This window comes from Burkholderia sp. Ax-1724 (assembly GCF_011752995.1).
GTDB lineage: Bacteria > Pseudomonadota > Gammaproteobacteria > Burkholderiales > Burkholderiaceae > Paraburkholderia.
In genome coordinates this window covers 1-19,236 of record NZ_VWWL01000043.1, presented here as the reverse complement: position 1 = coordinate 19,236, position 19,236 = coordinate 1, and the positions used below count along the sequence as shown (strand labels likewise).

General features: G+C 61.0%; 15 protein-coding genes and 2 pseudogenes. 7 read left to right on the top strand and 10 right to left on the bottom strand.

The window, feature by feature from the left end; all coding sequences use genetic code 11:
* Positions 1–140 precede the first annotated feature (140 nt).
* The 5 genes and pseudogenes from F3J19_RS31600 to F3J19_RS31580 form a co-directional block, all read right to left on the bottom strand.
* Positions 141–1,970 carry a DUF2138 domain-containing protein gene (locus F3J19_RS31600; RefSeq protein WP_167050326.1) on the bottom strand — a complete coding sequence of 610 codons (1,830 nt, stop codon included), beginning with the start codon at positions 1,968–1,970 and terminating at the stop codon, positions 141–143.
* Between the two features lie 350 nt (positions 1,971–2,320).
* The gene (locus tag F3J19_RS31595; RefSeq protein ID WP_167050324.1) at positions 2,321–3,820 is read right to left on the bottom strand and encodes an aldehyde dehydrogenase family protein; all 1,500 of its coding nucleotides are present in this window, start codon (positions 3,818–3,820) and stop codon (positions 2,321–2,323) included.
* A 101-nt stretch (positions 3,821–3,921) separates the two neighbouring features.
* Positions 3,922–4,212, bottom strand: a complete 291-nt coding sequence (locus F3J19_RS31590; protein ID WP_345891081.1) for a LysR substrate-binding domain-containing protein — start codon at positions 4,210–4,212, stop codon at positions 3,922–3,924.
* Between the two features lie 31 nt (positions 4,213–4,243).
* On the bottom strand, positions 4,244–4,789 hold the full coding sequence (locus F3J19_RS31585) for a serine hydrolase (protein WP_240159385.1): 546 nt from the start codon (positions 4,787–4,789) through the stop codon (positions 4,244–4,246).
* A pseudogene (locus F3J19_RS31580) lies at positions 4,773–5,135 on the bottom strand (BlaI/MecI/CopY family transcriptional regulator); the annotation flags it as partial. The pseudogene F3J19_RS31580 and the gene F3J19_RS31585, both read right to left, overlap by 17 nt.
* A gap of 123 nt (positions 5,136–5,258) precedes the next feature.
* On the opposite strand from F3J19_RS31580, the gene F3J19_RS32465 reads away from it, so the two are divergent.
* The 4 genes from F3J19_RS32465 to F3J19_RS31560 all read left to right on the top strand — a co-directional run bounded on the left by F3J19_RS32465 (position 5,259) and on the right by F3J19_RS31560 (position 9,580).
* On the top strand, positions 5,259–5,444 hold the full coding sequence (locus tag F3J19_RS32465) for a hypothetical protein (RefSeq protein ID WP_205193426.1): 186 nt from the start codon (positions 5,259–5,261) through the stop codon (positions 5,442–5,444).
* Positions 5,445–5,965: 521 nt separating this feature from the next.
* Positions 5,966–7,345, top strand: a complete 1,380-nt coding sequence (locus F3J19_RS31570) for an alginate lyase family protein (protein WP_167050322.1) — start codon at positions 5,966–5,968, stop codon at positions 7,343–7,345.
* Positions 7,346–7,992: 647 nt separating this feature from the next.
* Positions 7,993–8,382, top strand: a complete 390-nt coding sequence (locus F3J19_RS31565; RefSeq protein ID WP_345891080.1) for a TadE family protein — start codon at positions 7,993–7,995, stop codon at positions 8,380–8,382.
* Positions 8,383–8,392: 10 nt separating this feature from the next.
* On the top strand, positions 8,393–9,580 hold the full coding sequence (locus F3J19_RS31560) for a pilus assembly protein TadG-related protein (RefSeq protein ID WP_167050318.1): 1,188 nt from the start codon (positions 8,393–8,395) through the stop codon (positions 9,578–9,580).
* A gap of 143 nt (positions 9,581–9,723) precedes the next feature.
* Here F3J19_RS31560 and F3J19_RS31555 read toward each other — a convergent pair whose 3' ends face one another.
* Positions 9,724–10,851, bottom strand: a complete 1,128-nt coding sequence (locus F3J19_RS31555; RefSeq protein WP_167050316.1) for an aminotransferase class V-fold PLP-dependent enzyme — start codon at positions 10,849–10,851, stop codon at positions 9,724–9,726.
* Positions 10,852–11,166: 315 nt separating this feature from the next.
* On the opposite strand from F3J19_RS31555, the gene F3J19_RS31550 reads away from it, so the two are divergent.
* Positions 11,167–11,574, top strand: coding sequence for an SRPBCC family protein (locus F3J19_RS31550; protein WP_167050314.1), 408 nt, complete (start codon positions 11,167–11,169; stop codon positions 11,572–11,574).
* A gap of 113 nt (positions 11,575–11,687) precedes the next feature.
* Here F3J19_RS31550 and argC read toward each other — a convergent pair whose 3' ends face one another.
* Positions 11,688–12,617, bottom strand: coding sequence for an N-acetyl-gamma-glutamyl-phosphate reductase (argC, locus tag F3J19_RS31545; RefSeq protein WP_167050312.1), 930 nt, complete (start codon positions 12,615–12,617; stop codon positions 11,688–11,690).
* Between the two features lie 150 nt (positions 12,618–12,767).
* Here argC and F3J19_RS31540 point away from each other — a divergent pair, with 150 nt between their 5' ends.
* Entirely contained in the window at positions 12,768–13,652 is an 885-nt protein-coding gene (locus tag F3J19_RS31540) for a LysR family transcriptional regulator (protein ID WP_167050309.1), read from the top strand.
* A 123-nt stretch (positions 13,653–13,775) separates the two neighbouring features.
* Here the strand turns inward: F3J19_RS31540 and F3J19_RS31535 are convergent, their stop codons facing one another.
* Together F3J19_RS31535 and F3J19_RS31530 are read right to left on the bottom strand one after the other, a co-directional pair.
* Positions 13,776–15,131, bottom strand: coding sequence for a hypothetical protein (locus F3J19_RS31535; RefSeq protein ID WP_345891079.1), 1,356 nt, complete (start codon positions 15,129–15,131; stop codon positions 13,776–13,778).
* A 980-nt stretch (positions 15,132–16,111) separates the two neighbouring features.
* Positions 16,112–17,305, bottom strand: coding sequence for a GDSL-type esterase/lipase family protein (locus F3J19_RS31530; protein WP_167050305.1), 1,194 nt, complete (start codon positions 17,303–17,305; stop codon positions 16,112–16,114).
* Positions 17,306–17,401: 96 nt separating this feature from the next.
* On the opposite strand from F3J19_RS31530, the pseudogene F3J19_RS31525 reads away from it, so the two are divergent.
* A pseudogene (locus F3J19_RS31525) lies at positions 17,402–17,554 on the top strand (SDR family NAD(P)-dependent oxidoreductase); the annotation flags it as partial.
* Between the two features lie 351 nt (positions 17,555–17,905).
* Here the strand turns inward: F3J19_RS31525 and F3J19_RS31520 are convergent.
* Positions 17,906–18,952, bottom strand: a complete 1,047-nt coding sequence (locus tag F3J19_RS31520; RefSeq protein ID WP_167050303.1) for a transporter — start codon at positions 18,950–18,952, stop codon at positions 17,906–17,908.
* Between the last annotated feature and the right edge of the window lie 284 nt (positions 18,953–19,236).

The following is a 19,236-nucleotide window of genomic DNA, read 5'->3' as shown; positions in this document are numbered from 1 at the left end:
GCATGGTGCCGCCCGGGAGCGCGCGCGCGCAGGATGGGGCGCTTGTCCGCGCAAGCGGCGACGCCATCCGCGCAGGCCAGAACCGATGATGCGCCGTGCCCGGCGGCACGGCCACGGTCTGCGAGCGAACCCGGCCCACGTCAGTCGGCCCCGGCGCCGGGTTGATCCGCCGGCGCTGCCGGCGCGCCGTCCGTTGCGGCATGCGCACCGGCATCGCCCTGCGCGCGATCGAACCACCACTCCACCGGCACCCAGCCCGCCGAACCCGGCAAGCTCTGCGGCAAGGTCAGCGACACGGGCGGATAGTGCGCGAGCGCATGCAGCTTCGGCACCAGATGCGTGCGCGACGCGTTGCGGAACACCGCCTCCTGATCGGGTGGCAACGCGGCGCCGGCCTCGCGCTCGATCAGCGCGGCGGCGGACGACGGCGTCAGCGTCAGAATCGTGCGCGGCAGACGCTGCGGCGCGAGCGTATCGGCGAGCGCGGGGTAGCGCTTGTCGAGCACCGCAAGCGTGTCGTCGACGAGGCGGCCGTCCGGCGAGAAGATCACGTAACCATGCGCGAGCGCGAGCGTCACCGGGAAATAACGCTCCGCCGACAACTGCGCCGCGAACGATGCCTTGCTGCTCAATGCGGTGCCCGATCGCGCACTGACCGGCCGCTGCCACACGACAACGTCGGCGCCCTGCTCGCGCATCGTGACCGGCAGACGACGATAGCCCGCCGCCGCGCCATCTGCGGCGGCGGCCTTCGCTTCGTACGCGCCGATCACGTCGCCGAAGGTCTTGCCGAGCGCGGTCTTCAAGGCGACGCTGCCGGCCGCGTCCTGCGACTTCACGCGGGCCACGAACACCGGCGCGAGCAGCGTCGACTTCGCGTACCAGCAAACCGCCGCGGGCCCCGCCAGCTGCTCGCCGAGCGCGGCCGTGCCCTGCGCGCCGCCGTCGGTGACCTTCGCGAGCAGCGCCGCCGCATCGCTCCAGTCGGCCGGCAAGCTCGCGCAAGCCGCCGGATTGGCCGGCAGCACGCGCCACAGGTCCGCGCTGTTCCATTTCTGCGGCAGCTTGTCGGGATCGATCAGCGCCCAGGTTTTCCATGCCGTGGCGCCGTTGCCGTTCGACGAGGCATCCGGCGCGAAGTCGAAGCGCAACGCGTCGATGCCGGAGAAAAACGCCTGATAACCGAACGACAGGTAATTGGCCGAGACGACGATCCGATGGCCCTTCGTTGCGTCGCCCGTTGTGTCACCCGCTGCATCGCCCGAGCTATCGAGCCGGTATGCGCGCGCCGCCTCGTCGCGCCCCGACGACAACATCTCCGACACCGCATCGGCGCGCTCGCCGATCAGGCCGCCCTTTTCGTCGAGCAGCAAGCCGGGCGCCGACAGCACGACGAGCCGATCGTCCTTCGCCGCGAACAGCAGCGTGCGGCCGACCGCGAGCTTCAGCGCATAGACCGGCACGTCGCCCGGGAGCTTCGCGACCTGGCTCAGTTGCGCGTCGCTTGCGGCGACATTGCCGAGCCCTTGCAGCAGCTTCGCGAGGCCATTGCGATGGATCGACATCACCCAGTTGCCGAGCCGGCCATCGGGCGAGCGCCACAGCAGCACATGCGCGGGTTCGTCGAATACGCGGCGCAGCAGTTCGTCGCGCCAGTCCAGTTGATGCTCGAACGCGAGACGCCGCAGCGCGCCTTCGGCGGACAGGCGCGTCGGGTCCGCTTCGTAGTAGTCGACGAAATCTTGCGTGAGCACGTCGTGCAGCAACGGCACGCGCACGATGTCGCGCGGCAGACGCGACAGCGCTTCGCTGTCGATCACTGCATCGGGATGGTGAATATCGAGGACGACGGCGTTGTTTTGCGCGGCCTTGCGATGCGCGAACGGACGCCATACCGCCTGCACGATGATGCCGGCCACGACCAGAAGACCGACGCTCAGGATTACCAGCTTTTTTCGCGAGATCTTCATCTGATTTCTTCTTCTGGTTCGACGCGACGCTATTAACGCCGATGCCGCGCGGAATTGGAAACCTGCGGCAGCGGATATTGATGCCGGGCGATGATAACCGATATCTTTGAATAAAACCCGCATGCTGTTGGCATTTAACCATCAGTTGCGCACGGTCGATTGCCAATGAAAAATATTTCGGCATGGGGCCGATTTTTATTTCCCGTCAAGCGGGCCTGCGCATAAAAAACCCGGCCGCACACGCTATGCTCGCCGGGTTATTTCATGCCACGCCGCTTCGCTATGGTTTAAAGATTTATTACCGAACTCAAAACAACTCAAGCGCGCGTTTCATTTTTTCGGGCACTTATTCAGTCGAGGCTGAAGTCGATACCCTGCGCCAGCGGCAACGCCGACGAGTAATTGACGGTATTGGTCGCGCGACGCATATAAGCCTTCCACGCATCCGAGCCCGACTCGCGGCCACCGCCGGTTTCCTTCTCGCCGCCAAACGAGCCGCCGATCTCCGCGCCGCTCGGCCCGATATTGACGTTGGCGATGCCGCAATCGCTGCCCGACGCGGACAGGAAACGTTCCGCCTCGCGCAGATCGTTCGTGAACACGCACGACGACAGACCGTGATGCGCGGCATTGTTCGCGTCGACAGCAGCGGCGAAATCGCTGTAGCGCAGCACGTAGAGAATCGGCGCGAAGGTTTCCTTCAGCACGACCGCCGTTTGCGCGGGCATCTCGACGATCGCCGGCCGCACGTAGTAGCCGCCCTCATAACCCTTCACGTCGACGCGCTCGCCGCCGGACACTGCGCCACCCTCGGCCCGCGCCTGCCGCAGCGCTTCCTGCATGCGCTCGAACGCCTGGCGGTCGATCAGCGGCCCCATCAGCGTGCCCTTGTCGAGCGGGTTGCCGATCGGCACGCGGCTATACAACTGCTTGAGCCGCTCGACGGTCTTGTCGTACACGCTGTCATGCACGAACAGACGCCGCAGCGTCGTGCAACGCTGTCCGGCCGTGCCGACCGCCGAGAACAGGATGCCGCGCAGCGCGAGTTCGTGGTCGGCCGTTTGCGTGACGATACCCGCGTTGTTGCCGCCGAGTTCGAGCAGCGCGCGGCCGAAGCGTTTCGCCACTTCGACGCCGACCTTGCGGCCCATTTCCGTGCTGCCCGTCGCGCTGACGAGCGACGCGCGCGGATCGGCCACGAGCTTTTCGCCCACCTCGCGGCCACCGTTGACGAGCGCGGCGAGACCGGCCGGCGCGTCGCCGAATTCCTCGAGCGCGTCGTCGAGAATGCGGCTCACGGCCAGCGCCGTGAGCGGCGTCTTTTCCGACGGCTTCCAGATCAGCGCGTTGCCGCACACGAGCGCGAGCGCCGCATTCCACGACCACACCGCCACCGGAAAATTGAACGCCGAGATCACGACGCAGGTGCCAAGCGGATGCCACGATTCCGCCATCCGGTGACCGGGCCGCTCGGACGCGATCGTCAGGCCGTACAGCTGGCGCGACAGACCGACCGCGAAATCGCAGATGTCGATCATTTCCTGCACTTCGCCCATGCCTTCCTGCAGGATCTTGCCGGTTTCGAGCGAGACAAGCGCGCCGAGCGCCTGCTTGCGCTCGCGCAGACGCCTGCCGAGCAGCCGCACCAGCTCGCCGCGACGCGGCGCGGGCACGTTGCGCCACGCGGCGAAGGCGTCGTTCGCCCGGGCGAGCGCCGCATCGACTTCGGCCGCCGTGTTGCTGGCCACGCGGCCGATCAGCTCGCCCGTAATCGGCGAATGAACCGCGATGTCGCCTGCTTGCGCCGCGTGGACAATGCCGAGATCGGCGAGGATGGTGGACGCGTCCATATGAACCCCTTTTTATTTCCGATACGAAACAAGAGTAAGTTCGGAAACTATACACGCGGGTTTTTATGGCAGCAAGAAGGGGTTTCCGTGAGGATTGTTGGTCAGCCGCGCATGGCAATGTTTCCAGATGGAAACTTTAGTGGACCAATGCGAGGCGGGCTACGGCTGTCCGTGCGCGCCCGGATGCGCAACTTGAGACGCGCGCCGAGCGCATCGGCGGCGCTCATGATGAACGCGTGAATCGCGCTCGACATGGGCAGGCTCACGAAGTTCGCGCTCAGCACCTGCGAGAAATCGGCCGACGCCCGCTTCGCAAGCGGATGGTCGCGCGACGTGACGAGCACGAGGCGATCGTCGCGATACGGCAGCATCTCCAGAGGCCCGGCATGCACGTTGCCCGCGACGATGCCGATATCGGTCGCGCTATCCGCAACGCCTTTGACGATCTCGCCGGCCGCCGGCGCTTCTCATCAACAGGATGGCGGCCGTGTTGTCGCTCTCTTCCAGAATGGCCTGACAGAGCGTGTCGACCGGCAACGCACCGCGCGCGACGTTGGCCTTGGTCACGGGCGACGTGAAAATGAGGTCCTTCTCCGTATAGTGGACGAGGCGCTCGAGCCGCTCTTCGCCGCGATCGACGCGCGACAGTATCTGCGCCGCGAGAAGCCCCTTGAATGTGCTGCACATCAGGAAGCGTTCGTCGGCGCGATGGCTCAGCGTATGCCCCGAGCCCGTGTCGATGGCGAACACGCCGAAGCGGCCGCCAAACCGGCGCTCGATGTCGGCTATCGGCGATTCAGCCGCGCGCAGCGCGGGTACGACGCCCATGCCAGCGAGCAGGGGTAGTTCAATCAACAGTTTTCGGCGTGTGATCGAGTGAGTCACGGGTAGGTCCAGACAGAATTCAGAAGCGCCCACCTCAAAGCCTGAATGAGAACCCAGGAAAGAGGCATCACTTTTCGTCTCCATGCAGAAACTTGCGAATCTCGTCGCGTTCCGCCCGGGTAACGTGTTTGCGCAAGGCGGCCATCACGAGTGCCTTGCCCGATCCGGAAAACGCCTTGTGGATCAGTTCCTTCAACAGACTGGTTTGCAGCGTGTTCTGACTCTGCGCCGGGGCGTAGACGTGAGAGCGCTCGCTCTCGTCACGCGTCAGCAACCCCTTCGCATGCATGACCTGCATCTGGCGCAATACGGTCGCATAGGTGATCTCCGTGCGTTCGACCTGCATGGCCTGATGAGCCTGCTTGACGGTGGCGGGCCCGATCGACCATAGAACCCGCAGGAGATCGAGCTCGGCCGCGGTCGGCCTCGATGGAGCGGCGGTCTTGGCCGTGACGAAACCTCAACGAGTAGAGCGGCGGGACGTAGAATAATTTGTCTAGAACAAATTTTCTACATCGAATGCCGCTCCTAAGTATGTAAAGAGCGTGCGCCAATGCGTTGGGCGGCTAGCCCGGAAAACATCGTGCAGGCGGTTTCGCTGCTCGTCGCAGCGGATTATTCGACCGGCAAAATTCTGCCCGCCGATAGCGGGTTGAATCTGGCGGCAACGATCGCGGGGCATTTGATAATCGGCCGCCCCAATAGTCATCTCTCATCAGACAACATAACGACCGTTTGAATTCTCAACGATACCGTCGCAGTCACCACTTTCGAAAATCTGTTATTCACAGTGCAGTCCGGGATGCGGGTAATCCCCACCTGTACGCATAGCGTAATTATTTGTAGGATTTATGTCATCATATAACCGATAACAATAATCGATCCTGGCTAATTAGCGCCGACGAGCAATTGACCTGAGAGAGCCCTGACATGACCGTCAGATTCAAAAGATTGCGCTAGCCGTACTGCAGGACTGGCGCATCAGTACCGCGTGATACCGCCAGATGACCGGCACGCTTCTCGTCGCCTGACTGCCGATAAATAAAAAAGGATACCTAATGGTACGCCGAGGTTAACCGAGCGCTTGCGCCCGATAGCGCAACGGCCCGGTTCCCTCGTGCACAACGGGGCGGTGAGCCCGACACCAGGAATAGCTGGGCGGGCTCGTAGCAGATCGTGACGGCGGCCGAGACTCAATGCGCTTCATTGCGCAGCCGCATGGTCCGAAATATGTATAACAAAACGATTCATGGAGAAAATATGCTGCAGAGAATTATCCGATCAAAAATGCCGCTTTGCTGTGCCGCGCTGCTCATGCTGAGTGCCTGCGGTGGAGGAAATTCGGTGGCGCCCAGCGACACCGCCAGCACGCCCGGCAACTCGGGCGACACAGCCCCGACCACGCCGCCGGATGCCGTCGTGGCATTTAAACATCCGGGGATTCTGACAACGAAGGCACGGCTCGATTATGTGAAGGCGCAAATTGCCGCCAATAATCCACTGTTCGTCAATGAATTCAATAAATTGAAAAACAGCCAGTCGGCCTCGGCGTCTTACACGGTGGCAGGTACGCTGACTGACGGAAATATTAGCTGTGGCGCCGTGTCATCCGTTGACCACGGGTGCAATGCGGAAAAAGCCGATGCGGCAGCCGCCTATGCCCAAGCGTTGATGTGGTATTTCACAGGAGACGAGACCTATGCAAAAAATACGGTGTCGATCCTGAACTTCTATGCAAAGAATCTGACAGCCGGACATAGTGGATTCAATGGCCCACTGGAAGCAGCCTGGAATGCGGAAGTTTTTCCGGCAGCCGCCGAAATCATTCGATACACGTATAGCGGGTGGTCCGAGTCCGACGCCCAGGCATTCGAGACCATGCTGAAGACGCAGTATCTGCCGGATATCAACGGCGTCAACGGCTATGCGACAGAGGGCAACTGGAAGCTCTCCATGATCGATGGAATGATCGACATTGCGGTTTTCACCAACGACCGGGCATTGTTTGACGACGCCGTGGCGCAATGGAAAAAGTGGATTCCCGCGTACTACTACAATGCGTCGCTCGACGGCAATGCGCCTGTCACGTTCCCAGGCAGCCCGAGCGGTAATTCGCCCACCAATACCTGCGGCCCGACCTGCCGCCAGGCCACCCTCTCGCTCTGGAATGGTCAAACGGTATTCGATTCGGTGGTGAGCGGCGTCACGCAGGAAACGTGTCGGGATCTCGGGCACGCCCAATACGGCATGGGCGCGACCTTCAACGCAGCGGAAACCGCCTATATTCAAGGCACGGATCTCTATGCGGCAGAAGCTTCCCGTCTGACCACGGCACTCGAATTCAATGCGAATTTGCTGAATGGAAGTGCGGGTCACAAGAACGATGATCTCGTTACCGCGCCAGGAGGACTATTCGGCTCGTTGTGCAGCAGCGGCACGCCGGCAGATCAATTCCAGTACGACACCAAGCCGACGATGATGCGGGCCTACAATGCCTACGCAAATCGTATGGGGATGGCACTGCCCTCGACGCACACTTATATCTCTAACGTCGTCATTCCTTTCCAGAATCCCACCGATCACGAAATACAATGGGAAGTCCTGACGGATGGCGACAGTCCGTCCAATCCCATCGATTGACCATCGGCAGCGTCTTTTCGTCATCGAATAGATAGCACCGCGGCTTCATCATTTTCGTCGGCTCCGCGTTCGCATCGAACATCGGGCCGACGTCCACGAAGCGCTTCGTCAAACCTGGCTGCTCTCTCGCCTGCGGGAACATCCGCGGGCGCAGAGAGCAGCTTTTTTTGAACCGGCCACGAGGCACGCCCGAAGGACACCAGACACGCGAAAGTTTATTGTCGAAGAACTGTGCGGAACCACTCATCCCTCTCCCGATTCGTCGCCTATTCTGCGTACAAACGGAAGCCAAAAATTACAACGAGATGGCTTACCCACGCCCTTCATACCCAGCAATCCAAACAGGGCGTGACTCATAACGTCGGGGGGCACTATGAGATATCAAGCGAAGCATACCGTCGCAACTCCATTCTGTTTCAGGCCGGCCACGTCATCGGTGTTAACCCGATATGCGTTGGCTCGTGACGGTTCAGTCACTCCCATTTCGATTCCCTCGCACTAGCCGCGTCTTTGCGAAATCCGGGATCGCGTCCACCGAATCGGCGTTCGGAGCAGAGCGCCTACTTTAGTGTGGCAGGTCCTGCCGGTGAATGCTGTGTGAACGCACACGGAGTCAAATGATGAGCCTGAAAAAAAAGCAAAAAGGCGTGGCTGCCATCGAGGTCGCGCTCGTCCTGCCGATCCTGCTGCTGGTTGTGTTCGGCATCATCGAATTCGGCCTGGTCCTGTACGACACGGCGATCATCACCAACGCGGCCCGAGAGGGCGCGCGAGCGGGCATCGTGCTTACGAACCCGAGGCCCTCGACGACGGACATCACGAACGTCGTGACCAACTATACGTCCTCGTACCTGATTTCGTTTGCGGCGCAAAAGCCCACGCCGTCGGTCTCGGTGACGAACGCGGGCGGTGGGTTCGGCACGGCATTGGCCGTCAAGGTTTCCTATACGTTCACGGGGCTGGTTCTCAGCGCCCTGGTGAACCCGCTAACCGGACCGATCACCTTGAGCTCCACGGCCACGATGAACAACGAATAGGACGAACATCATGAGTAACGTCCATGCCGTGCATACTCGGCGCCGCGCAAAATCGATCAGGAAGCAAAAGGGCGTGGGGGCCATCATGTTCGCCCTGCTGCTGCTCGTACTCCTCGGCTTCGCGGCGCTCGCGATCGACATTGGCAACCTGATGCTGGCCCGCGCTCAGGCTCAGACGGCCGCCGACGCCGCGGCACTGGCCGGGGCCCAGTGCCTATACGCTCAAGCCAACAACTCCAGTTGCAACAACGCGAACGCCGCCAATCCGGATTGGAGCGACTCGCAGACCGAAGCTGTTTCGTTCGGCCCCTCGAACAACGTCCAGGGAGCCGCCGCGCAACTGCAATCGTCGGATGTCAGTACCGGCTATGTGGACGTCACCGATGTTGCGAACGGCGTCTCGCAGGCAACCTCGCCGGTCGCGAGCGGAAACATCGTGCCGGCGGTCCAGGTGACGGTCCACAAGGACGGGACCGACTCCAACGGGTCCGTTCCGGTGTACCTGGCGCAGGTACTGAACATCAAGTCGCTGAATACGAGTGCGACGGCGACGGCGGTCGTGGCCAGTCCGGGAACGGCCGAGATTGGGGCGCTGTTTCCGCTGGTGATGTCGCAATGCCTCTACGACTCCTACTGGAATTCGTCGACCAACTCGCCCAAACTCGCGACCAGTACAACCGATCCCCAGGCGGCGAACAATGGCACGCCTATCGTGCAGACGGTCGGGCAACCGTACATCTTCGGGATCAGGGCATCTTACCAGGCTGCCAATTGCGACGCGGGGCAATGGACCTCGCTCTCCTCTGCCAATGCGCAGATTGGTTCCAGCTCCGTTGTCGGGTTAATGACGAGCGGAAATGCGAGTCCGATGTCTATCGGCCAACCGATTTATATTGAAACGGGCCTGAATAGCAATGCATTCCATAATGTTGCAACCTGCAGCCAGGTCGCGGCGGGTACAGCCGGTAGTTGTGCCTGGGTGACGGTCGCGGTGGTGAGTAACGTCACGGGGGCACAAGGGAGCACGCTGCCGATAGTCGCATTCGGGTGCCTGCATATCCTCAACGAAACAGGCAGCGGCTCCAACGCGGTTATCACCGTTCAGATGGGCAACGACCCCAACTACTGCAAAAACAGCCAGATGGACGGCATCGGCCCCGACTATGGGACGATCATGATGCCTCGGCTGGTGCAGTAACTTTGCAATAGACACGTCGTGGCAAACAGAGCCGCCTGAGAAATAGCGCGGCCACCGTAAAGACAAGGCATTGCCGCGCGCGTCATATCAGCCACGATTCCGGTGCGGACGCGCGCCATGCGCGCACGCTCCGGAAAAACACACTAAAGAATACGGTCCAACGCCTTAGCGAACCTGGCAACCGTAGCTTCGACGTCATGCAGTTTGTCCAGCCCGAATAATCCGACGCGGAAGGTTCTGAAATCTTCAGGCTCGTCGCATTCAAGCGGAACGCCGGGCGCGATCTGCAAGCCGGCATCGGCGAATTTCTTGCCGGATCGTATGCCATCGTCATCGGTGTAGCTGACCACGACACTCGGGGCCTGGAAGCCTTCGGCGGCCACGCTTCTGAAACCTTTGCCTGTCAGGAGCGAGCGAATGCGCCTGCCGAGTTCAATCTGCTCCGCTTTCACCTTGTCGAAACCGTATGCCTCGGTTTCCTTCATCACGTCGCGCAACGTCGCGAGACCGTCTGTGGGCATCGTGGCGTGGTACGCGAATCCGCCGTTCTCGTAGGCTTCCATGATCTGCAGCCATTTGCGAAGATCGCAGGCGAAACTGGTGCTGGTTGTCGCGTCGATTCTTTCCCTGGCGAGAGGACTCAGCATGACCAGCGCGCAACAGGGTGACGCGCTCCATCCCTTTTGCGGCGCGCTGATCAGGATATCGACGCCACTCCCTTGCATGTCGACCCAGATCGTCCCGGAAGCGATGCAATCCAGTACGAACATGCCGCCGACGGCATGCACGGCGTCGGACACCGCGCGCAACCAGGCATCGGGAAGCATCATGCCGGATGCAGTTTCGACGTGCGGCGCAAAGACCAGGTCCGGCTTGTGCTCCCTGATTGCGGCGACCACTTCTTCGATTGGCGCCGGTGCATAGCCGGCCTGCCGTCCCTGTTCGACGGGACGCGCCTTCAGCACCGTCGATTCGGACGGAATACCGCCCATGTCGAAAATCTGCGACCAGCGGAAACTGAACCAGCCATTGCGGACAACCAGACACTTCCTGTTCGTCGCGAACTGCCGGGCAACGGCTTCCATGCCGAAAGTCCCGCTGCCGGGAACGATCACGGCCGACTTCGCGTTGTAGACTTTTTTCAGGGAACCGGAAATATCCCGCATGACGCCCTGAAAGCGTTGCGACATATGATTGATCGACCGGTCGGTGTAAACCACGGAATATTCGAGGAGCCCATCGGGGTCGACATGGGGAAGTAAACCTGGCACGTTCGCCTCCGGTAAAAGATGAAGAATAGAATCTGACGTAGATTCTAACGAAAGCAGTCTGTCACTGAAGCAAAAGCATATTTGCCCTGTTGCAGCGGTATCAAATCACAAATACTGCTCGCCGGGGGCATATTTTTGTTCGTTATATGGAGCACGCACGAAGTTGCGCGGCCACGGGGATCGGACCGGCCTCGGCCAGGAAAGGCCGTTCGACATGCATCGCCGAATCGCCGACAATCGGCGGGCAGTCACGGCAAGTCCGCCGCCCCCCGCTGCCTATCTACTCAACTTCGTCCCACTTCGGAGCGCCTTACGATGCCAACCGCCGAATCGAAAATAATCAGCATCACGATCCAGCGAAGCCTGAAGGACGTCTATGACTTCACGGCATGGCCCGCCTCGTTCGCGCGCTGGGCATCGGGTCTCGGCAAGCCCCTCGGCAACGAAGGAAACGTGTGGCACTTCGAAGGCGAGAATGGTCTCGCGAAGATCCGCTTCACCGAACCCAACGAGTACGGTGTACTCGATCATTATGTCGAACTTCCCGACGGCAGCGAGATTTACATACCCATGCGGATCATCGCAAACGGTACGGGAAGCGAAGTACAGTTCACGCTCTTCCGTGTACCCGGTATGAGTGACGACAAATTTGCCGCCGACGCGCAATGGGTCGTGCGTGACTTGAACAAACTTAAAGCACTGCTCGAAGCACAGTCATCCTGACCATATGCAATCGCGTCAGCCGGCGAATATGAAGCATTCGCCAGCCACGACCAGATAGACAACCATTGTTGGCAGAGGCGTGTGGCTCGAACGTTAATTCCAATCACCAGCCCCTATTGCCGCGCGAGCATCAGGTCCAGGTTCTGAACCACGGCGCCGGACGCGCCCTTGCCGAGATTATCGAAAACAGCGGACAGCAGGACGTGCCCGTGTTCCATGTTGGGAAACACGCTTAAACGCATGTCGTTCGTACCGTTCAACGCTTGCGGATCCAGATGCTTCAAAGCGCACGATTCGTGCAACGGCAAGACCTGTACATGAGCCGCCTCGGCATAGTGGCGCGCGAGGCATGCGTGCAACGTGGCGCCATCCACGTCGGGGGCAAGCAGCCGCAACGCCAGAGGTACTGTCAGCACGATGCCCTGACGGAACGCACCATACGCGGGGACGAAAATGGGACGCTGCGCGAGCCCGGCGTGCTGCTGAATCTCAGGCGTGTGCTTGTGCGCGAGTTCCAGGCCATACACCTGGTATGCGGGCGCGCCGGCGGCCCCCTGCCCCTCATGCTCTTCCACGCCGGCACGCCCACGTCCGGAGTAGCCGGACACCGCATGAATGCTGACCGGGTAGTTGCCGGGTATGAGCCCGGCCTGCAACAGAGGACGCAGCAAGCCGATCGCACCGGTCGGATAGCAGCCGGGATTAGTGACCCGACGTGCGTTCGCAATGCGCTCAGCCTGTCCCTGCGTCATTTCCGCAAAACCGTAGGTCCAGTCCGGCTGTGTGCGGTGCGCGGAACTGGCGTCGATAACCCTGACGGCGGGATTGACGATGGCCTGCACGGTCTCGCGCGCGGCGTCGTCGGGCAAACAGAGGATGGCGATATCGCAGGCGTTGATGGCTTCCGCGCGACGCCGCGGATCTTTGCGCTCCGCTTCGGCGAGCGTGAACAGTCCAAGGTCGGTCCGGTGGCGCAGCCGTTCGTGGATTTGCAACCCGGTGGTGCCCTGGTCGCCGTCGATGAAAACAACAGGAGAGCTCATACGTGAAATACTCCGCTGGCTATAGGTTTTTATAGGCCGTTATAGGTCGTAACAGGCCAGAACAAGCCCCTATATTCCATGCACCGCTAGAATAGAGAAAGTTGAATTTCATAACGTGAATATTCAGCTTTTCTGAATTAGGACGAGAACATGCGAGAGATCAGCCTGGACCGCCTGCGCACTCTGATCGCCATTACCGAGCGTGGCTCATTCGCCGATGCGGCGCGTGCATTGCACCTGGCGCCGCCAACGGTCAGCCTCCACATCGCCGAACTCGAAAACCGCATTGGGGCACCGCTTCTGTCGCGAAAGCGCGGACAGGTCAAGCCCTCGGCAATCGGCGAGGTGCTGGTGGAGCGCGCGCGTCGGCTGCTGGCCGATGCGGAACAGGCCTTGGACGATATTCAACGCCAGGTGCAGGGACTCGAAGGACGCGCGCGGCTCGGTGCGTCGACAGGCGCGATCGCGCATCTGCTGCCGCAAGCGCTTGAGGTGCTGCGTCAACACCATCCCGCCATCGACGTTCAGGTGGCCGTACTGACTTCGCAAGAAACGCTATCGCGACTGGCGGATGGAACGCTGGATGTCGGGCTGGTCGCCCTGCCTCAGCCCCCCGTGGCTGGACTCGTGATAAAGCCGTGGCGCCGCGACCCCGTAATGGCCTTCGTGCCGGCGCATTGGCGGTGTCCGGCCCGCGTCACACCCGAATGGCTCGCTGCCCAGCCGCTCATTCTCAATGACGCGACCACGCGCCTCTCGCGTCTGACGGCGGAATGGTTCGCGGCCGCCGGGCACCATCCGGCGCCGCGTATTCAGCTCAACTACAACGACGCGATCAAGAGTCTGGTCGCGGCGGGTTACGGCGCGGCACTACTGCCCCATGAGGCCACCACGCCGTTACCCGACAAGCGCATTGTCATGCGTCCGCTGCGCCCCGCGTTGTGGCGTCGGCTAGGCATCGCGCATCGCGCGGGGTACGTCGAGCGTTCCACGCAACACGTACTCGATGTGTTATGGGGTCTGCGAGTGGCGTAGGCGTTGTCGTATTTGTGTGCCACCCGCAGAAGCAAAAAGCCGTGGTCATCCGGGCCATGATTTGCGTCCGCAGTGTTCGCCGCGGACGCCATCGTGAATGCCGGCTCGGGTATCCGCAATGGCTCAGGTGTCGGGATGCGCCGCGACAAAACTCTTGAACGCACCGTAAGTCGGCTGGATCGGCACCAGGTTGTTCGTCACGATGCCATACGTCTCGTCACCGCTCGTCAATTCGTAGTACATCACCGACTGCATCGCAACCGTCTTGCGGGCCGCATAAAACTCGCCGAGTTGCTGACTGACGTAGCTTGCCCGGAAAGTTTCGGTTTGCTCAGGATTGGCGTTCCATTCGGAGATCATGAACGGCACCCCATAGCGTGCTTTGCAATAGACCGGCAGATTGAAACCCGGACCGGCGCCGTCCGTGCCGACATTGAAGATATCGCCATACACCTGATAGTTGTGCCAGGTCGTGGTGTCCCAGCGCACCTGGGGGTAACCGCCCGAGCCATCCGGCTGCATACCGTCCCAGAGCATGTCGGAAGCGGCGATATCCGCCACGCAGAAGTTGATGCCGCACTTCGCGTGCGGCTGCACGGACTTGATACCGTCGATCATGCCGCGCATGACACCGCGCATGATCGGCCAGTTCGCATTGTTGAAGTCGCCACGGCCGGTGCCGGCCGTGGCCGGGTTCAGGATGATCGCCGGGTCGCGCGTCAGTTCATTGCCGCATTCGTACATCGTGACGCCATACGGCGCGAGCGCCGTGGCAATTGCCGCGGCCCCTGCGAATGAAGCCTGATAGGCCGCCGCTTCACTCGTGTACAGAACATTGTTGACGTCGCGCAGCCCGTAATTGACGAGGGTAAAAAGCGTCAACCCGGCGGCCTGGAAAGCGCTGGCCATGGCGATCACGGGGTTCAACTGGGCCGGCGTGTTGACGCAACCGATGCGATACGTCGTACACCCGAGCGAGCGCAATGCGCTGACGACCTGCGCGGGCGAGAACGGATAATCGTAGTGTCCGTTCACGCCGTAGAACGCACCCGGCGTTGCCGTCACGGCGATACGCGGGTCCGCGCACGGCAGCCAGTTGCCGTTGCAGGTCAGAACATAGAACTGCCCGCCCGTTCCGCGCTGGAAAATCAGGCCGCCGTACCACAACAGCAGGCTGACGTTGTAGGAGTACGGGTCCTGGATCTTGTTCCTGTAGATATAGCCGTTCGAAACGGTCCAGACGTTGTTGGACTTGTCGATGATGTAAGACGCGGACGGAATGACCGTGCCGTCCACCGACGTGCCCCCGAGGCGCGGATCGAGAGAGGCCACCCACCCCGATCCCGTCCACTGATAGAAAGCCCCGCTCGTGTTTTCCTGGTAGACGCTGCCGCTATACCACAGCAGCGTAGTGACGTTGTACGAGCCGGCATCCTTGGTTCCGTTCCTGTAGATATACCCGCTGGAGAGCGTCCACACATTGCCGCCAGAGTCGACAATGGACGCCGCTGGCGGCGTTGTCGTACCGTTGATCGAGGGAGAAAGGCTCGCCGTTGCCCCAGCCTTTGTCTGGGCCTTGGCCGCACTGGTGCCGCCGCCAGGCTCGGGGGCGTCGTCACCCCCACCGCCACACGCCACCAGTACATAACTGCTTGCAGCCGCCGTCAGGCAGCCGAGGAATTGTCGTCGATTGATCACAGAAATAATCCGCAGCCGGGAGACCCGGCAAAATTCAGTAGGTACGCGCTCGGGTCACACGAATCACACGTGCGACCGAATGCAAATGAACCTTTTAATTCGGCATACTGATCAACCGGGTACGGCACGATCTGGCGGCGGCGCCCAGACGTTTATCAAGGCGCCGCGTGTTCTATCGATCTGCTTGTCGGAAGGATTTCGATTACCGGAGCGACGCTCACCTGGTCTGCGTTGGCGCAGCAAGCGAGCGACTTTGCCCAAATTCGCCAAAAGGAATAAGCGATGGTGATTCAGTAGTATTTACCTCTTTCTCTGCCCCTTTCCAGGCAATACATTCCTGGATGTCGGCAACGAATGGACGAGAGATTAGAGGCCGGTAAGAAATAGGCTTATTTTTCTGACGAATAGACAGGTAGAGGTTACTTTTTCCGCACCTTCTGTGTCTGACGCGACGAACGTCTAAAGAGCGATGGACGTCAGGCATGTTTTCGCGCGAAGGCGCTGCCTACGGGGCGGCTATGGCGTTGCTCGTTCCTGGCTTTGGGATGAATTCGGGCGTGGCTTTTGGGGACGCGATCACGGCGGTAAAGATTACGCTGGGCGTGATCGTCGGTTTTGGAATGGTTTGGGTGAGGGGAAAGCGGGTGTGGCGGGTTGGTCGGGAGCGGCATTTCGCAGTTCGACATCAGGACCGGCTTCGGCCGTGAAGCGACACTCACGCGTTCCGCTCGAATGTTCGCTTCCGGAAATATTGCCTCGCCCTATAGCTCCAGGCGCTCGACGCAGAAGGGTCCATCGGAGCCGAATGCAAACTCGGCGAACCGCTCGCCAATGCGTCGATGCGCGCGGCCATCCGGGTGGAGTTGGTCGGGAAGCGGCAGATCGACGAAATCCTGTGGGCCGTACAGGTCTAGTCCATCGAGATAGTGCAGGTGCGGATCGTCCGCGGCTCGCTGCTGCACAATGCGCCGTAATTCTCCCCGGATGACGGTCAACGTCAGCTTGCCAGCCTTACGCTCGGCAGGGTCGCCTGTCGCGCGAAACGATACCTTTCCTGCCGCCAGCGCACTTTGGTCGAATGCGCCGGGGCCAGGCGTGTCCTCGTGAATAGGGCAGTAGAGGGGCGAAATGACGAGTAGCGGCGTGGTCGGATGGCCCTCGCGGATTGTGTCGAGAAAGCCATGAACCGCTGGCGTAAAGGCACGCAAACGCATCAAATCCGTGTTGACGAGGTTGATGCCGATTTTCACGCTAACCAGGTTGGCCGGGGTGCCTCGCATCGCCCGAGCCGTGAAGGGGTCGAGTAAAGCGCCGCCGCCGAAGCCGAGATTAATGAGCTCCACGCCACCACGCGAGGCGGCGAGCGCAGGCCAGATCGCGGTGGGGCTGTCGCCATTGGAACCCTGGCTGATGGAGCTGCCGTGGTGCAGCCAGACCTTTCGACCGTGATCCGCATCAAGGCCGATGCGGGCGTCGGTACGCAACGCAACGAGCTCCGTGGTTTCGTTGTGCGGCAGCCATATCTCGACTTGCTTGTCGTGGCCCGGCAGACCGGTGAAGCGGACGGTGCCGACGGGACCTGGCTGTTTCGAAGCCGTACCGGCGGCCATGTCGATCGTGATGACGTCTCCGCCGACTGCGCTGCCCTGGCGGACCAGTTGACCATCGACGAGCAGGTCATACACGCCGACCGGCCTGGGCGGGACGCCGGCATAGATGTACCGCGTCGGGAGCACATCGATTTCAATAACCGTCGCCTGGGTGCGGAACACCAGTCGCACACCCGACGGCTGCGACTCTGCCATCGCCAGTTGAGGATCTGTACACTGAGCGCGAGCCCGAGCGGACAGGCGGTGCAGTATGAGTCCGCGGCTGGTTTGTTCCAATTCGGCGCCGCCGCGCAACAGTTCCGGGGTAATGGGTGTAGCGACCCAAAGCGGCCGGTCGTTTGTCATCTATGATCGATCCCAACTTGAGAGCAGCGATCTTAGCAAACCGTGCGTGGCTGCCGACCCGGGCTTGAGTCAGTAATGGTCTTTCGGTGTAGCCGATCGAATGCCGGGGTCCGGCCAAAAGGTGCATCCATTCCTTATGCCGCGACCAAGGCAGCACTCAACCACGTGACCCGCCTGCGTGCCCTTTCGCTCGCCCCGGATATCCGTGTGAATGCTGTTGCACCTGGCCTCGTGGATACGCCTCTTACACCCGAACCGATGAATAGCACGAACAAAACAATCAGCAACGGTGTTGTCACCTCATACTTCTTCTCTTCATCCAGCGCATGAACTCATCGAGCTCTTCCTGATAGACATCGTTTAGAACTTTCCCGGCCATCCCGCCATACCTCCCCTCCGCCCCATCAGTTACCCCGAACATTTCCCCCACAAACATAAATGCGAGGTAGCCACGTCCCTATAATCATATTTCGTTGCTCGATGTACTCCGGCGTTTCAGTTCGAATCGCCACGGTTGGGTTGGTCTCCGTGAAAACGGGCCGAACCTGCCGCGTGCGGCAACGCTCCTTTTAGCGCCACGTTCCTTCAACGCGCCCTTCTTTAACGCTCTCTTCTTCGGCGAAATACCCACCAGCCAGCGAGGCCGGTAAAGCCCGCGACCAGCAGCACCATCACCCAGAAGCCATTCTTGTTCTCGGCGAGCGGAACGCCACCGACGTTCATACCGAAGAAGCCCGCGACGATATTGATCGGCATCGCCAGCACCGTGACGAGCGTCAGCGTGAACAGCGTGCGGTTGTTCTGCGCGTCGAGACGCGAGGTGATTTCCTCCTGCAGCAGCCTGACCCGCTCGATTAAACCTGCCACATCCGAGAGAACGACCGAAAACTCTTCCGTCGATTCGCGCAGGTCCTGCACGTCTTCCGGATGAAGCCAGCGCGGCGGCCTTGCCAACAGACGGAAAATCGCACCGGGCTCCGGTGCGAGCATGCGTTGCAAACGCGTCAGCGTGCGGCGCATCGCGCCGAGGTCGAGCCGATTTTGCGTCGGACGTTGCAACAGGAAGCGATCTTCGATCCGATCGACGTCGGCACTGGTACGCCGGACGATCTGCACGAGCAGGTCGGCCTGGTCGCGCATCAGATGCACCAGCAACTCCACGGCCGATCTGAATATCTCGCCGTCGCGCACGGACGCGCGCAAGCGGTCGATCGAACGCAGCGGCTTGAGGCGAGCCGTGACGATGATGCGCTTATGCACGTAGATCCAGAGGGTCGCGATTTCAGATGGAATGAATTCGAGGTTGAATATGACGTCGTTCACGACCGCGCGCAATGCGCCGTCCGCATGTTCGATCCGCGTCGAATGCGAGCCTTCGCGCAATGCGTCGAAGAACGTTTCCGGCAAATCGAGTTGTGACCTCATCCAGCGTTCGCTTGCGCTGTGCGCGAGATTGAAATGCAGCCACAGGAATTCGTCGCTTCCCTCTCCCTCTTTCACGGCCGTGTCCGCTTTATGCTCGCGACACCATGCGATGACTTCGTCCGCGTCGAGCGGCTGGCCAGCATGCGTTGGCGTAAAGCGGAACCCGCAGACCATGCCGGTCAGGTCCGCGCCGTAGGTTTGTAATAGCAGATCAGATTTCATAGGTCACTCAGCGCCGGCTTTCCGGGAGGAATACGTGAGCATAGCGTGACCAATTGAAAGAAGGTTGACGCCCGCGCTTCTGGCGTCGCATTGCCGGATCGCGATGGCTGGATTGTCACCAAGAAGTCATCGGATTGCGCTAGATCGCGATTTGTCGGCACAGCGGGCTGGGCAGCACTGAAGACTGCGCGACGGGGGATTGTGGAGAACGCGGGCGGCATGACGCCCGGGTCCGTTCGAACGCTGCGGCTTCGGGATCCGGCGGCGTATCCCTGACGCCGTAA